Genomic DNA, 14652 nt, shown 5'->3' on the forward strand with positions numbered 1-14652 from the left:
GGCGGTTCGCGACCCTCGAGGTTCGTGGGCTGGCTCGGTGGCCTCGGCTGCGCGGCCGCCGGGTACGGAGTGTTCCAGTTCCTGTTCGGAGTGCTGCCCGACAGCGTCACCGGCACCCCCGCCAAGTATGTGATCGCCGGCGTCAGCGGGCTCGGCACGGCCGCCGCGGCCTGGCTGGCGGCGGCGCTGGTCCGGGCCCGGGCCACCGCGTCGGCCCCCGGCCCCGCGCCGATCCCGTCCACCACCGCGCCCGGCCCGCTCCCCCAGATCTTCACGGGCGCCTACGACACCCTCGCCGATCAGGTCACCGTGGTCGACGACCCGGTGCGCGGGCAGCTCACCGGCTGGTCCCACTCCCTCGGCGAGGCCACGCCCGTGCGCCCGACCCCGGTCGGCACCGCCTACGGGCTGCACATCATGCTCGACCTGGGCGTGCCCGACGGGCGGCTCAGCACCGGCGACCTGGTCGACACCCTGTGGCGGCTGCGGTTGCCGGACGGCGGCTGGTCGGCGCGGTCCCAGGGGACCGCGGCCCGGCCGGAGGTCACCGCCCTGGTGCTGGGCGCGCTGGCCCGGGCCGGCGCCCCGCGGGACCGGCTGGCGGCCGAGGTGGCGTTGTGCGAGGCCGGGTTCACGCCCGAACTCGACCGTACGGGACGCGAGTTGACCCATGTGGTGACGACCGTGCTGCGCGGACTGCTGCGCGCGGCGCCCCGCTCCGCCGCCCTCCCCCTGCTGCGCGAGGCCCTCGTCGGCGGTGCGATCACCGACCCGCAGCGCGACCACCGCCGCTGCTGGAGCCACCGCCTGGTGCCGGTGCACGGTCGGCCGTCGTCGCTGCACACCGCGCAGGCCGTGGTCGCCCTCGACCGCGCCGCCCGTGTGCTGGGCGAGAGCGCGAACGCGCGCGCGGCCCGCGAGGACGGCGTGCGCTGGCTGCTGGCCTGCGCGGACGAGCCGCACGACACCTGCCTGGACCTGGAGAACCTCCGGGAGGAGGTACGGCGCCCGCGCGCAGACGACCCCTCGCGCCACGAGGTGCTGAACGTACGGCACTTCACCGCCTCCTGGATCGTGCGCGCCCTGCTCACCCCGGGCGCGCGCGAGCTCGCCCGCGAGGACGGGATCGAGGAGGCGTGGCGGGAGCGGCTGGACGGCGCGGTCACAGCCGTGTGGGCGGGACAGACCGACGGCATCTGGGCCTGGGTGCGCGACGACAGCAGCGAGCTGCGCCGGCCCATGTGGATGACCTATCAAGGCCTTTCGGCGCTGCGGGCGCATGCCGTATGGATGTATCAGCCTGGAAGCTGAAGTCGGTGGCGTCAACGGGTTGTTGGAGGGTGAGTGCATGGGTGGTCGGCAGGTCCTGGCGGCGCGGCGGCGGCTCGCGCAGGCGCTGGACGGCGAACGGCCCGAGCACGAGCTGGTGGCGGCCGCCCGTACCGTCGTCGCCGAACTGGGCTCGACGGAGCGACTGTTGGAGCTGATCTCCGAACTGGCCTGCGGCGAGGGGGACCCCGAGGGCTGCGCCCGGCTGTCGTACCGGCACGTTCTCGGCTTCGACAAGCTCCTGCTGATCGACGGCGGTCCACGGCACATGCTGCGCGCCCATCTGTGGCACCCCGGCGCGGGTGCGATCGGCAAGGAGGACATCCACAACCACCGCTCCCCGCTGGCGTCCTACGTGGTCCGGGGCCGGCTGACCATGGAGTTGTACGAGCAGGACGAGCGGAACGGGCAGGACGAGCGGAACGGGAAGGGCGAGCCTCGCGGCGGCGGCGGGATGGCGGCGGCCCGCTACAGGGAGTCCCTGGCGGACCGGTCGGCCGACTGGCTGCTGGAGCCCGCGGGCCCGGCCCGGCTGCGGATGACACACGTGGGTCAGTACACGGCGGGCAGCGCCTACGCCCTGCCCGCGCACACCCTGCACCGCGCCTGGTGCGACACGGACGTACCGACGGTGACGCTCTTCCTGGAGACGGGGAGTGAACGGCGGCGCCACACCGATGTGTTCACGGCGGCCGGCCCCCATCCGGGAACGGTCCCGAAGGTGCCGCTCGACGTGGCGGGCTACCTGGCGGAACTGGGCGGCCTGGCGGAGCTGCTCAGGAGTTCGTGAGGGCCTGGCGCACGATGTCCAGGTTGTACTCGTCGATGTCGACGCTCGACAGCTCCGACGGTGTCAGCCACGCGTACGCCTGGTCGGGCGCGGGGAGCGTGATGTCCGTGGACAGCGGCCGGACCAGGAAGTTGTCCTGCCAGTTCTTGGTCTCGTGCCCCCGATAGTCGCTGACGAAGGACGACTCGCCGACCTTGCGGACCACCTCGCCGCGGAGTCCGGTCTCTTCCTTCAGCTCACGCAGGGCGCCGTCCCGGGGACTTTCGTCCGGTTCGAGCTTCCCGCACGGGACGCCCCACACGCGGGGCAGGAACCGTTCCCTCTCACTGCGGCGCACCAGGAGCACGCGCCCCTCGTCATCCATCACGACGGCGGCCGCCAGTCGTTTGTCGCCGGGGATGTCCATGTCCATGGTTCCTCGGTCCCTCGCCGGTGATGAGTCCAAAGGGTCTGATACCCACGAAAGCTTCAACCGTATCAGGCTAGGCGTCCGGGCCTTCCGCGCTGAGCGCCTGAATCTCGGTGTACGTCGGCGCGACGCCCCGCGGCGGTCGTCCCGCCCGAATGTCCGCGGCGGCGTCAAGGGCCGCGCCCAGCGCCCGCCGGTACAGCAGGGAGCCGAGGCTCACCCTTCGTACGCCGAGGTCCCCGAGTTGGGCGACGGTGGGGCCCAGGGGTGAGTAGAGGATGTTGAGCGGCACGTCGAGGGTCTTCACCAGGGCGGTGATGCGGGTCGGGTCGCTCAGCCCGGGGACGAACACGCCGTCCGCGCCGGCCTGTCGGTAGGCGTCGAGGCGGCGGCAGGTCTCGGCGTGGCCGCCGTCGCCGAGCCAGTACGTGTCGGTGCGGGCGTTCACGAAGAGGTCCGGTACGGCGGCCTTGACCGCGGCGATCTTCGCCGCGTGCAGCTTCGCGGACGCGAGGCCGTCCTCCAGATTGATGCCGACGGCCCCGGCCGCCGCCAGCTCGCGCGCCAACTCGGCCACGCCGTCCGGGTCGTGGCCGAACCCGTCCTCGGCGTCGACCGAGAGCAGGAAGGTGCCCCCGCCGAGCTGCCGGGCGAGCCGTACCGTCTCTTCCCGGGTCGCCGCCGTGCCGTCCGGCAGACCGGCCGCCGCGGCGACGCCGAGGCTGGTGGTACCGACCGCCTCGAAACCCTGGGCCGCGAGGGCCGCCGCCGAGGCGTGGTCCCAGGCGTTGGGGAGCAGCAGGGGCGCGTCGGCGTGATGGAGTGCGGAGAACGAGGTCACGTCCGCCTGCCGGGTCACGCCGACCTGCCCACGGCGTCGGCGTAGTACGTCGATTCCTCGAGGTGCTCGGCCAGTCGGCGGAAGCTCCAGCCCTGCGCCGGAGAGTCGTCGAGCTGCCCTTCGGTCAGTGTGCCGAGCCGGTTCGCCCAGATCCGGGCGAGCCGCGTGAGTCGGCTGCGTGCCTCGTCGAGATCCTCGGGCGTGAACGGCGCGAGATCCGCCTCCGTCGTGCTCGCCGACGCGTGCCAGTGGTCGGGCTGCGGCTCCTCGCCCACGAGCCGGGCCTCCAGCTCGGCCAGGTGGTCGAGGATCGGGGTATCCCCTGCTCGAACGGAGTTGAGAGCTTGGGGAAGGTCGGTGACGCGGCGGATCGCCTTGTGCGGGGTGTAGACGCGGTCGTCGACGTGGGCGGGCTTCCCGTCCCAGGCGGTCCAGGTCGCGGCGAGGTCGAGGACGTGGTCCACCATGGCGACGACGGCCGCGGCCGGGTTTTCGGTGCCGGTTTCCCTCAGGCGTTCCTGCGCGGAATCGTTCATACCGGAACGCTAGACGCGGAACGCTTCGGCGCCCGCCGAACCATCCCCGCGGCGTGCGCGCCCGTCACCCCGTCCTACGCCGGCGCGCGCTTACCGGCGCCTCGCCGGCCACGACGACGCTGGGGATCGGGCGCCTCACGCCGACGGCGTAGCCCCGCGGCGCCGCTTTTTGCCGAAGTGGCAACACCTCTCGTGTCCGCCGCGTCGCCCGACGCATGATCTCGGTCGTAGCTGATTGCCGAACGACCGGGAGGATCCATGCCGCAGACCCCGCGGACCACAGCGCTCACCCACCGTCTGGTGTCCTCACCCGCGGGACGGATCCACCTCGTGGAGCAGGGCACCGGGCCGCTGGTCCTGCTGGTGCACGGCTTCCCGGAGTCCTGGTACTCCTGGCGGCACCAACTGCCCGCGTTGGCGGCGGCCGGCTACCGCGCGGTCGCCGTCGACGTGCGCGGCTACGGCCGCTCCTCCCGGCCAAACGCGGTGCACGCGTACCGGATGCTCGACCTGGTCGAGGACAACGTGGCCGTGGTGCACGCCCTCGGTGAGCGGACCGCCGTGATCGTCGGCCACGACTGGGGGTCGAACATCGCCGCCACCTCGGCCCTGGTACGGCCCGACGTGTTCCGCGCGGTGGGGCTGCTGAGCGTGCCCTACACCCCGCGCGGCGGCCCCCGGCCCAGCGAGATCTTCGCGGGGATGGGCGGGGACGAGGAGTTCTACGTCTCCTACTTCCAGGAGCCCGGCCGGGCGGAGGCCGAGATCGAACCGGACGTCCGCGGCTGGCTCGCGGGCTTCTACGCCGCCCTGTCGGCGGACACCATGCCCGCGCCCGACGCGCCGGATCCGCACTTCGTACGCCGTGGCGGAACGCTGCGCGAGCGGTTCCCCGCCGGCCGGCTGCCCGCCTGGCTGAGCGAGGCCGACCTCGACGTCTACGCCGGCGAGTTCGAACGGACCGGCCTGAGCGGGGCGTTGAACCGCTACCGCGCCATGGACCGGGACTGGGAGGACCTCGCTCCCTTCGACGGGGCTCCCGTCCGTCAGCCGTCCCTCTTCATCGGCGGTGGTCTGGACGCCTCCACCCAGTGGCTTGCCGATGCGATCGAGGCCTACCCGGTCACGCTGCCCGGCCTGGTCTCCTCGCACATCCTCGACGGCTGCGGCCACTGGCTCCAGCAGGAACGCCCGCAGGACACCAACCGGCTGCTGACGGACTGGCTCGCCTCACTGCCCGGCTGACACGGCCACCTCGCCGTCGCCCAGCCGGATCCGTACCTCCGGGCCGTCCGTCCAGCTCACCCGGATCTCTCCCGGGTCCGCCACCCGCACGGACACCGCCTCGGCGAGGGGCACGGGGTCCTGTTCCGCCGTGAGACGGGCCAGGGCCGTGAACAGTGTCGGTCCGTCCGCCGTCACGCCCGTGAGGTCCCCGGAGAGGTTGTGGCCGGGCAGGAGTTCGGCGCCGAGGCCCTGCGCCGGCGTCCAGCCCGTGACCCGCACCGGCGTCCCGGGCGCGGCGCCCGCCACCAGGTGGGCGCGCACCTCCACCGCACCACGGGCCACGACCAGACTCGTGACCCGGACACCCTCGCCGGCCGTGTGGCGGGAGGCCGCCCAGCCCTCGCCCACGCCGAGCGGCTCGATCGACGTACGGCTCGGATCGCCGCCCACGGTCACGGTGTTGTCGTACGCCGGCGAAGGAACCGTCACCGTCGAGTACGCGAGCCGGGAGTAGTGGGGGTCGTAGCGGACGTCCTCGCTGCCGTGGTTGTGGAGGCGCACCACCCCGTCCGAACGCGTGCACTGGAGCAGCCAGTTGGGGGCGGCGATCGGCGTGACGGCGTCGGCGCGTTCCGCCGGACCCGGTTCCTCCGGTGCCGTCCACACCTCGTGGTCGGCGGGGAGCAGCAGGCCCAGGAACGCCTTGCTCGCCCAGTACGGGGACGCCGGGCCCGAATAGCCCTGCAAGACAGCCGAGTCGGGGCCGTGCCAGCCCAGGGTCAGCAGGCCCCGGTCGTCCACCGCGCCCCGGTCGAGGAAGTACCGCAGCGCGCCGGATGCCAGCCTGCGCGTCTCGCCGGGCGGCAGGGGCGTACGGCCGGTCAGCGCGCCCAGCCACAGCGGGGCCGTCGTGGCGAAGCGGTACGTCAGGGACCGGCCCTGGTGCAGGGGGGCTCCGTCCGCGCCGAACAGGCGTGCGTAGTCGGTGAGATGGGCCGAGAGCCGGCCGCCGTACAGGTCCAGCAGCCGCGCGTCGTCGGCCAGCCACGCGTGCAGGACGGGGTACAGGTGCATGGCCCAGCCGTTGTAGTAGTCGAAGGCCCGGCCGTCGCCGTCGGTGTACCAGCCGTCCCCGACGTACCACTGCTCGATGCGCTCCAGACCCCGGTCGACGGCCTCCCGTGCGTCGTCCGGCTCGTACCCGATCTCCTGGAGGAAGCCGCCGACCGTCACCGGGAACAACTCCCAGTTGCAGGGCCAGGGTTCGGCGGTCAGCGCGTCGCCGAGCCAGGCCGCCGCGCGCTGTCGCACCCCGTCGGAGAGGCGGTCCCAGAGCAGGGGCCGGGTCAGGCGCAGGGCGAGGGCGACGGACGCCGCCTCGACGAGGGGCTGGCCGCGGTGCTCGATGCGCGGCCAGACGCCCGAGACGCCGGCCGCGAGTCCGTCCGCGTACCGCTCCAGGGCCTTCTCGTCCCGGCGGAAGGCGGCCAGCAGCAGCGTACGAGCGTAGCCCTCCAGGCCGTCGGAGAGCCTGCCGGACCAGCTCGGGCGGTCGCCGGGCAGGTGGTAGAGCGCCTGGTCCTCGGTCGCGTACGGGGCCACGGCGGCGAGCAGCGCGTCGGCGGTCGCCTCCCAGTGGGCGCGGGTGTGGCCGGTGTACGGGCTGAGGGTGCGGTCCTCGGGCGGCGTGGCGGGCGACCTGAACGGCTGCATGGCTTCCTGTCTCGCGTCGCTCGGCTGCGAAAGGAGCCTGGGGCGCCCCGGTTCCGGTCGGGACGCCCCAGGGGTTCGGGCGGAGGGCTGCCTCCGAGGGGGCTACCTCGCCTGCTTCTCCGGGATCAGATGCTGCGCCACCAACTCGTCGCGCACCAGACCCGCGTACAGGGTCGCCCCCTGCACTGAAGTATGCGTGTTGTCCCGCTTCTCGTTGTAGAGATAGATCGATTTTGATCTTTCCACACCCAGGGATTCCACGAGTGCCTTGGTCTTCGCCGTCAGGTCGATCAGGGGCACGTCCTCGGCCGCCGCGACCGAGCGGATGACCGCCGGGTGGTCCACACCGAGGCCGTTGACCAGCAGCGCGGTGTTGTTGTTCAGGGTGCCGTCGGCGTTGAACCAGCGGCGCACGATGGGCGTGACCAGGACCGGATCGCCGCCCTTCGCGCGGACGCCCGCGACGAGCGTCTCGAGGTTCGCGCGGTACGTCGCCTCGTCCGTCGTCTTGTCGTTGTGGGCGAGCTGGATGAGGACCAGGTCGTGCCTGCGGATGAGCGGCTGGACGGTCGGGAAGAGCGCGGGGTCGGCGAGGTAGGTGACCGTACTCTCGCCGGAGTCCGCGTAGTTGGCGACGGACAGCCCCTTGCGGAGGTACTGCGGCAGCTGTTGCCCCCAGCCGGAGTAGGGGTCGCCGGGCTGGTCGCAGACCGTGGAGTCGCCGACCAGGAAGATCTGCCGCGGGTGCCGCGCGGGCGTGACGCTGATACCGGCCAGGGCGGGGGCCGCGCCGCCGAGCACCAGGTCGAGGCCGGGCGTGCCGTCGGCGCCGGTGGGCTCGCCCTCCGGCGTGCGGACGTTCACCGTGAAGCCGCGGGCCACGCGCTCGCCCGCCTCCGTGGCCGTCTCGGGCAGCAGGGAGCGCCGCGCCTCACCGCTGATGCTCGTACCGGCCGCCGCGTCGCCGCCGAGCAGCACGCGGACGTCGTACGTCCCGGGCGCGACGTCGAAGTGACAGGCGCTGGCGGTGCAGTTCTCCAGGCCCGGGGCGCGCCGCCCCTCGTGCGCCTGCGCCTGGGCCGGCACCGCCGACAGGGCGGTGACGGCGGCCAGCACCGCCGGCACGGCGGTGGTGAAACGTCTCATTGCGGCTCCTCCGACAGGACGACAGACCTGACGGCTGGACCGTACCGCTAGCGGCAAGCGCTTTCTAGTAGAGGGCTCAATTTCACATCACCGTCAACTCCCCGCGCGTGAAAGGCCTTTCGCGAAATCGATTCAACTGCCACCCTGCCAGACACCCGCACCCCCACACCTCCCGAAGGAGGCACCCCCGCATGTCCGGTTCCCCCAACAGGCCGGTCCGCCGCCGCACCTTCGTACTCGGCGGCGCGGCCGCCGCCGGCACGGCGGCCCTCGCCGGACCGCTCGCGCCCCCCGCGTCCGCCGCGGGCTTCGGCTACACGGACGACGGCTCGAACTACGTCGTCGACACCGGCGCGAACCTCGTCTTCAAGGTCAGCAAGACCAACGGCGACCTGACCTCGCTCGTCTACCGCGGCACCGAGTACCAGGGCTACGGCGGCAAGAACTCGCACGTCGAGTCCGGCCTCGGCACCTCCGCCGTGACGATCGCGCAGTCCGGTTCGACGATCCTGGTCAGCGTCACGTACGGGACGCTCAAGCACTACTACGCGGCCCGCAGCGGCGAGAACAACGTCTACGTGTGGACCAACAAGGCGGACACGTCGGTCAGCGCGACCCGCTACATCGTGCGCGTCAAGGCGGGTCTGTTCCTCAACGACGAGCCCGATTCCTACACGTACGCGCCGACCACCGTCGAAGCCGCGGACGTGTTCGCGAAGGCGGACGGCCAGACCCGTTCGAAGCACTACTCGAAGCTCCGCGTCGTCGACTACGACTACATCGGCTGGAGCACCGGCGCCGTCGGCTTATGGATGGTGCGCAGCAACCACGAGAAGGCCTCCGGCGGCCCCTTCTACCGCTCCCTGCTGCGGCACCAGAGCGCGGACGGCGGCGGCCTGTACGAGATCCTCTACTACGGCGAGAACCAGACGGAGGCGCAGCGGTTCGGGCTCCAGGGCCCGTACGTCATCGCGTTCACGGACGGCGGCGCCCCCTCGTCGTCGCTGTACCCCGGAAACCTCACGACCTCGTGGGCGGACTCGCTCGGCATCTTCGGGTACGTCGCCGCCGGGGGCCGCGGCAAGGTCGCGGGCGTCGGCATCTCGGGCCGGAACACGGCGTACGCGTACACGGTCGGGCTCGCCAACTCCGCCGCCCAGTATTGGGGTTCGGCGAGATCCTCCGACGGCTACTTCTCGATCGCGGGGGTCCTGCCGGGGACGTACACGCTGACCGTCTTCAAGGGTGAACTCTCCGTCCACAGCGCCTCGGTGACGGTGACCGCGGGCGCCACGACCACCCTCAACACGATCACGATCCCCTCGTCGAACGACCCGGGCAACGCGAGCGCGATCTGGCGGATCGGCACCTGGGACGGCACGCCGAGCGGGTTCAAGAACGCGGCGCTGATGACGTACGCGCACCCCTCCGATCCCCGGGCCGCCGCCTGGACCGGCAACGTGGTGATCGGCAGCGGCGGCGAGACCTCGTCCTTCCCGGCGTACATCTGGAAGGACGTCAACAGCGGTCTGCTGGTGTACTTCAAGCTGACCGCCGCGCAGGCCGCCGCCGCGCACACCCTGCGGATCGGTGTGACGACGGCGTACGCGAACGGCCGGCCACGGGTCACGGTGAACGACTGGGTGTCGGCCATCCCCTCGCCGCCCACCCAGCCGAGCACCCGTTCCCTGACCGTCGGGTCGTACCGGGGCAACAACTACACGTTCACCTACAGCGTCCCGGCCGCCGCCTGGCTCACGGACACCAGTCAGTACAACGTGCTGAAGATCGACGTGGTGAGCGGTTCGGGAACGACGGCCTACCTCAGCGCGGGGACGTCGATCGACGCGCTCGACCTCCTCGCCTGACCTGATCTACCGTCATGTGCCACGCGTCCACTGCTGGTTGGTGCCTCCGTTGCAGGTGTACGTGATCAGCGCGGCGGAGTTGGCGGTGGACGCGCCGGACACGTCCAGGCATTCGCCGCTCGCGCGGGACTTGAGGCTGACGTAGCCGCCCGAGGTGGTGAGCGACCACTGCTGGGAGGTCGCGGCGGTGCAGTTCTCCTGGGTGACGGCGGTGACGTTCTCGGTGAGGCACAGGGAGCTGCCCCGGCCCATCAGCTCGTAGTAGCCGCCGGCGACGGACTTGAACCAGAACTTCTGGTTGTTGCCGCCGTTGCAGGTGTACTGGGTGAGCGCGACGCCCGTGAGCAGTGACTGACTGGGGACGTCGGCGCACTTGGCGGAGTGCCGGGCGGTCAGCGTCTCGTACGTGGCGCTCGTCCCGCTGATCGTGCCGGCGACCGTGTCGACGGTTACCTCCGGGTACCAGCTCATGCTGAGGCTGGTCGAGGTGGGGAAGGTCAACGGCAGCCAGACGTAACGGGAGTCGTTGACGCTGCCCCCGAAGGAGTTGCCCCAGCGGTCGCCCAGGTAGAGGTACGAGGTGCCCGAAGTGCCCTGCACGGGAAGGACGTACGCGGTCTGCGAGCCGTACGCCGTCGAGTCGCCGACGTTCGTCATCGCGGTCCAGGGGCCGGCCAGGGAGGTGGCGGTCGCGTACTGCTGCTGGTTGGGGTTCCAGCCCGTGGCGCCCGACGTCAGCATGAAGTAGACGCCGCCCCGCTTGAAGAGGGCGGGTGCCTCGCGGTGTCCGCCGTGCCAGGGGTCGGCGACGAGGCTGTCGATGCCGGTGTAGTCGGCGGTGAGCCGGTAGATCTGGAGGTCGTAGTTCTCACGGGCGGCGGACACCATGTAACCGGTGCCGTCGGTGTCGACGAAGACCGTGATGTCGCGGGACATGTACTGGCCGAGCGGCTGGAAGCTGCCCTGCCAGGTGTAGGTGCCGTCGACCGTGTCCGACACCGCGACCGCGGCGCGTGCCTCGCTGTAGTCGGTGCCGTTCTCCTTGTGCATCCACATCACGAACTTGCCGGTGGACGCGTTGTACATGACCTTCGGACGCTCGATGTTGGCGCTCGCCAGCTCACTCGCGCCGGCCTGGGTCAGGACGTGGCTGCGGAACTCCCAGTTCTTCAGGTCGGTGGAGCGGTAGGCGTCGACGTACTTGAAGGTGTTGTCGGCGTTGCGGTCCTCGCCGAACCAGTAGTAGTAGCCGCCGACCTTGATGACCCCGCCGCCGTGCGCGTGCACGCCGTTGCCCGAAGTGTCGGTGAACTGGGTGCCGTTGGTGAGGGTCTGGGCCGCCGCCCGGGCCGGGCCCGCGGTCGTGAGGGCGCCGGCGAACGCGAGACACAGGGCGAAGAGGATCACGTACACACGTCTCAACCCAGGGGCTCTCCTTACGGCGGTGCGGGTGAGGGGTTCGCGGGGGTCGTGGGGGTCGGGGAGTTGCCCACTGCGGCTCGTGTGACTCAGGCGGCTTGTGCGGCTCATGCGGCTCGTGCGGCTCATGCAGTGACCGTCCGTCCGGTATGTCGAACCTTATCTGCGATTGCGAACGTCGTGACCGCCGAAAAGGTAAGCGCGGACTGCGGTGAGGTCAACGGGGTGGACGGGACGGTACGGGCGCCCCGGGCGGTCGGCCGGGGCGCCCCGCTTCTCCGAGTCGCGGCGCGGACGACGAGGCCACCGCGAATTTCCTGTCGGACGAGACCACCGCGATTTTCTGCTATCGGCGGCCGCCCGGCCCGTCTCCGGTGATGTGCGCAGCCATTTCCAGAAGACGGGCCGGGACGTGACGCTCACCGGCGACGCGGTGGTGACCGTGCCGGCCGGGACCCGGATCGGCTATCGCGGGGGCGACGGCAATGACGTGGTCCTGAAGACCATGACGAAGAAGCGGCGGGGCGCGGCACCGTCGGCGTCCGCCGCCCCCTCCGTGAAGAGCACCGCCGCCGTCGGCGAGAACGAGGGCGCCCGCGCGTGGTGGCCCCTGTTGCTCGCGCCGCCGGCGGCCACGCTCGCCGTGCCGGTGGTCCGGCGGAATCGGTCGCGGCGGCGCGGTGGACGGCGGCACGCGGCCTCCCGTTGAGCCGGGGGTGGGCGACGGTCACACCCCGCTCCGCGAGCTCGCTCGCGGGTGCCCTTGGCGAGCCAGTACGGCTGGGCCGCGGCCGAGAGGAGGGATCGCCTCCCCCGCATCCCACATCGTGGTCAATCTGTTCATTCACTGAACACAACGCGGTGTGGATTGTCGCGGCGGCTCGACTACCGTCGTCCGTATGACCAGGAGCACCACCCTCGCCGAAGCCCTCGCCGCCGCCCCTGTCGTGCTCGACGGCGGCCTGTCCAACCAGCTGGAGTCGGCCGGGCACGACCTGAGCGACGAGCTGTGGTCGGCACGGCTGCTCGCCGAGCGGCCCGAGGCGATCACCGAGGCGCACCTCGCCTACTTCGAGGCGGGCGCGGACGTGGCGATCACCTCCAGCTACCAGGCCACCTTCGAGGGCTTCGCCAAGCGCGGCATTCCGGAAGAGCGCGCGGCCGAACTCCTCGGCCTCAGCGTCGGGTTGGCGCGCGAGGCGGCGGTGCGGGCCCGCGCCGACGGCGTCACGCGACCGCTGTGGGTGGCGGCGTCGGTCGGCCCGTACGGGGCGATGCTCGCGGACGGCTCCGAGTACCGGGGCCGGTACGGGCTCACGGTCGCCGAGCTGGAGGCCTTCCACCGGCCGCGCCTGGAGGTGCTCGCCGCGGCGGGACCCGACGTCCTGGCGCTGGAGACGGTGCCGGACGCGGACGAGGCCGAGGCCCTGCTGCGGGCGGTACGCGGTCTCGGCGTGCCGGCGTGGCTGTCGTACTCCGTCTCCGGTGACCGCACCCGGGCCGGCCAGTCCCTGGAGGAGGCGTTCGCCCCGGCCGCCGAAGCGGACGAGGTGATCGCGGTGGGCGTGAACTGCTGCGCCCCCGAGGACGTGGACGGCGCGGTCGAGACGGCCGCGCGCGTGACCGGCAAGCCCGTGGTGGTCTACCCGAACAGCGGCGAGACCTGGGACGCCGGCGCCCGCGCCTGGAGCGGCCGCTCCACGTTCACCGCCGAGCAGGTCACCGGCTGGCGGCGGGCGGGAGCACGCCTGATCGGCGGATGCTGCCGGGTGGGCCCGGCAGCGATCACGTCGATCGCGGGGACGCTGGGCGAGCAAGGGCGCGCCCGGCCGACGGAGTGACGTCGGTACGGCCGCGGGGGGGGGCCGGCACGTCAGCGGCCGCAGGGGTCGTGACGTCAGCGGCCGCAGGGATTCCAGAAGGTGGGCCGCCACCAGTAGAGGGTGGTGTGGTCGGTGGGCCACGGCAGCCGCGCGTCCGTCTCCCCGTCCGGGTCCTCGAACCGGTCGCGCAGGGGGTCGATCGGCCGCCAGTCGGGGTCGACGGGTTCGTCGGGCTGCGGCGGCCGGACGAAGCTAAGGTCGCGCTGTGTGCATGCGCCGATGTCGCGTGCGTTCACCTGGGCGTCGACCAGGGAGATCCGGTTGGGCCCGTAGGCGGCGGCCGGCAGGCGCAGTTGGACGGCGTCGTCCTCCCAGAAACAGAGCGGGCAGATGTCGTGGGACCCGGGCGGCCGGTCGTGGACGAGGCGTCCGCAGCACACACAGGGGTGACGTTCGCCGGGCAGCGTGCGGGCCAGGGCGGACCAGGAGGCCGCCGCATGGCCGAAGAACCAGGGCGGCAGGGGCTCGACCCGCTGCCGCCAGGCGGCGGGAATGCCCGCGGTGCCGACGTGGGCGGCGACGATCCCGCCGACGATCGCGCACGTGGTGTCCACGTCCCCACCGGCAGCGGCGCAGGCCCAGAGGGCGGCCGGGTAGTCGTCGAGATGCCGGGCCGCGCACCACAGGGTGAACGGGACGGTGTCCACGGCGCTGACCAGTCGGCCGTTGCCGAGCGTGTGCGCGGCGAGTTCGACATGGGGCTGGTCGAGGAGCAGGCGCGCCTGCTCCACCCCGGCGCGCACCTTGCTCGCGGGCGTGAGGTCCAGGACGACATCCAGCAGCCCGGCCCCGGTGACCGCCTCGGCGCGCCCGCGGGCGGCGAAGCCGGCTGCCACCGCCACGGCGATCGCGCCCGCCGCGGCCTCCGGGTGCGTGTGCGTCACCTCGGCCGAACGGGCCGCCTGCTCCGCCGCCACGGGCAGGTCCGCGGCGAACCGGACCCCCAGCGGGGCCACCCGCATCGCGGCCCCGTTGCCCCAGGAACCCTGTCCCTCGAAGAGCCCGGCAGCCAGGTCGCGCCAGGGCTCGCCCTGCCGGACCAGGCGCAGCAGCCGATTCATCGACGGGCCGTAGCCCCGGTCGAAGTCGTGGTGCTCGGCGAAGGACCGGGCCAGCGCGTCCTGGTCGAAGCCCGCCGTGCGCGGGACACGCGCGATGGAGCAGGCCATTTCCGTGTCGTCGGCCAGGGCCCGGCGCCGGGGGCAGCCGCCGCTCGCGCAGCGCCGGAAGGTTGTCGGGCACGAAGAACTGGGCGCCGAAGGCATCACCCACGGCGAGACCGTTCAAGCAGTCGCGCGTGGCGGCGAGCACATCGAAGGGGTCGAAGGGGGTGGCGGAGGCAGAGGGGGACGAGGAGGAGGGGGACGAGGAGGAGGCGGCGGAGGCGGAGGCGGACGGGAGCCGGTCGGGCTGGTGGTCGGATGTCATCGCGGGCCATGCTGCCCGTACGGCGATCAGGCCGCGAACGATTAACCTGTGTCGCCGTCGAGC

Annotated in this window: 13 protein-coding genes; 6 read left to right on the forward strand and 7 right to left on the reverse strand. The window is 72.3% G+C overall.

Features of this window, described 5'->3' with window-relative positions; all coding sequences use genetic code 11:
• Positions 1-24: 24 nt before the first annotated feature.
• Together SAVERM_RS11040 and SAVERM_RS11045 are read left to right on the forward strand one after the other, a co-directional pair.
• Positions 25-1311, forward strand: coding sequence for a hypothetical protein (locus tag SAVERM_RS11040; RefSeq protein WP_242432233.1), 1287 nt, complete (start codon positions 25-27; stop codon positions 1309-1311).
• Between the two features lie 37 nt (positions 1312-1348).
• Positions 1349-2119, forward strand: coding sequence for a hypothetical protein (locus SAVERM_RS11045; protein WP_010983541.1), 771 nt, complete (start codon positions 1349-1351; stop codon positions 2117-2119).
• Here the strand turns inward: SAVERM_RS11045 and SAVERM_RS11050 are convergent.
• From SAVERM_RS11050 to SAVERM_RS11060, 3 genes are all read right to left on the reverse strand, one after another.
• Positions 2106-2525 carry an NUDIX hydrolase gene (locus SAVERM_RS11050; protein ID WP_010983542.1) on the reverse strand — a complete coding sequence of 140 codons (420 nt, stop codon included), beginning with the start codon at positions 2523-2525 and terminating at the stop codon, positions 2106-2108. The genes SAVERM_RS11045 and SAVERM_RS11050 overlap by 14 nt on opposite strands.
• A 76-nt stretch (positions 2526-2601) precedes the next feature.
• The gene (locus SAVERM_RS11055) at positions 2602-3387 is read right to left on the reverse strand and encodes an isocitrate lyase/PEP mutase family protein (protein WP_010983543.1); all 786 of its coding nucleotides are present in this window, start codon (positions 3385-3387) and stop codon (positions 2602-2604) included.
• Complete coding sequence (locus SAVERM_RS11060; RefSeq protein WP_010983544.1) at positions 3384-3905, reverse strand: hypothetical protein; 522 nt, start codon at positions 3903-3905, stop codon at positions 3384-3386. Before SAVERM_RS11060 ends, SAVERM_RS11055 begins: the two co-directional genes overlap by 4 nt.
• 258 nt (positions 3906-4163) lie before the next feature.
• On the opposite strand from SAVERM_RS11060, the gene SAVERM_RS11065 reads away from it, so the two are divergent.
• Positions 4164-5150, forward strand: a complete 987-nt coding sequence (locus tag SAVERM_RS11065; protein ID WP_010983545.1) for an alpha/beta fold hydrolase — start codon at positions 4164-4166, stop codon at positions 5148-5150.
• Here SAVERM_RS11065 and SAVERM_RS11070 read toward each other — a convergent pair.
• A complete protein-coding gene (locus tag SAVERM_RS11070) occupies positions 5136-6845 on the reverse strand; it encodes a DUF2264 domain-containing protein (RefSeq protein ID WP_010983546.1) in 1710 nt (569 codons plus the stop codon). The genes SAVERM_RS11065 and SAVERM_RS11070 overlap by 15 nt on opposite strands.
• A gap of 102 nt (positions 6846-6947) precedes the next feature.
• Positions 6948-7991 (reverse strand): rhamnogalacturonan acetylesterase, encoded by a 1044-nt coding sequence (locus tag SAVERM_RS11075; protein ID WP_037647251.1) that lies wholly within the window; start codon positions 7989-7991, stop codon positions 6948-6950.
• 191 nt (positions 7992-8182) lie between these two features.
• On the opposite strand from SAVERM_RS11075, the gene SAVERM_RS11080 reads away from it, so the two are divergent.
• Positions 8183-9859, forward strand: coding sequence for a rhamnogalacturonan lyase B N-terminal domain-containing protein (locus SAVERM_RS11080; protein WP_010983548.1), 1677 nt, complete (start codon positions 8183-8185; stop codon positions 9857-9859).
• Positions 9860-9871: 12 nt separating this feature from the next.
• Here the strand turns inward: SAVERM_RS11080 and SAVERM_RS11085 are convergent, their stop codons facing one another.
• Complete coding sequence (locus SAVERM_RS11085) at positions 9872-11281, reverse strand: RICIN domain-containing protein (protein WP_037647248.1); 1410 nt, start codon at positions 11279-11281, stop codon at positions 9872-9874.
• A 376-nt stretch (positions 11282-11657) separates the two neighbouring features.
• Here SAVERM_RS11085 and SAVERM_RS11090 point away from each other — a divergent pair, with 376 nt between their 5' ends.
• Together SAVERM_RS11090 and mmuM are read left to right on the forward strand one after the other, a co-directional pair.
• On the forward strand, positions 11658-11987 hold the full coding sequence (locus SAVERM_RS11090) for a hypothetical protein (protein WP_010983550.1): 330 nt from the start codon (positions 11658-11660) through the stop codon (positions 11985-11987).
• A gap of 190 nt (positions 11988-12177) precedes the next feature.
• Positions 12178-13119 carry a homocysteine S-methyltransferase gene (gene mmuM, locus SAVERM_RS11095; protein WP_010983551.1) on the forward strand — a complete coding sequence of 314 codons (942 nt, stop codon included), beginning with the start codon at positions 12178-12180 and terminating at the stop codon, positions 13117-13119.
• 56 nt (positions 13120-13175) lie between these two features.
• Here mmuM and SAVERM_RS45520 read toward each other — a convergent pair whose 3' ends face one another.
• The gene (locus SAVERM_RS45520; protein WP_063823068.1) at positions 13176-14330 is read right to left on the reverse strand and encodes an ADP-ribosylglycohydrolase family protein; all 1155 of its coding nucleotides are present in this window, start codon (positions 14328-14330) and stop codon (positions 13176-13178) included.
• Between the last annotated feature and the right edge of the window lie 322 nt (positions 14331-14652).

The organism is Streptomyces avermitilis MA-4680 = NBRC 14893 (genome assembly GCF_000009765.2).
GTDB lineage: Bacteria > Actinomycetota > Actinomycetes > Streptomycetales > Streptomycetaceae > Streptomyces > Streptomyces avermitilis.

What these genes read in the sequence shown, in the direction of transcription:
- SAVERM_RS11045 (WP_010983541.1), top strand. Translation starts at nt 1,349, where the DNA reads ATGGGTGGTCGGCAGGTCCTGGCGGCGCGGCGGCGGCTCGCGCAGGCG.
- SAVERM_RS11065 (WP_010983545.1), top strand. Translation starts at nt 4,164, where the DNA reads ATGCCGCAGACCCCGCGGACCACAGCGCTCACCCACCGTCTGGTGTCC.
- SAVERM_RS11080 (WP_010983548.1), top strand. Translation starts at nt 8,183, where the DNA reads ATGTCCGGTTCCCCCAACAGGCCGGTCCGCCGCCGCACCTTCGTACTC.
- SAVERM_RS11075 (WP_037647251.1), bottom strand. Translation starts at nt 7,991, where the DNA reads ATGAGACGTTTCACCACCGCCGTGCCGGCGGTGCTGGCCGCCGTCACC.
- SAVERM_RS45520 (WP_063823068.1), bottom strand. Translation starts at nt 14,330, where the DNA reads ATGGCCTGCTCCATCGCGCGTGTCCCGCGCACGGCGGGCTTCGACCAG.
- SAVERM_RS11050 (WP_010983542.1), bottom strand. Translation starts at nt 2,525, where the DNA reads ATGGACATCCCCGGCGACAAACGACTGGCGGCCGCCGTCGTGATGGAT.
- SAVERM_RS11060 (WP_010983544.1), bottom strand. Translation starts at nt 3,905, where the DNA reads ATGAACGATTCCGCGCAGGAACGCCTGAGGGAAACCGGCACCGAAAAC.
- mmuM (WP_010983551.1), top strand. Translation starts at nt 12,178, where the DNA reads ATGACCAGGAGCACCACCCTCGCCGAAGCCCTCGCCGCCGCCCCTGTC.
- SAVERM_RS11070 (WP_010983546.1), bottom strand. Translation starts at nt 6,845, where the DNA reads ATGCAGCCGTTCAGGTCGCCCGCCACGCCGCCCGAGGACCGCACCCTC.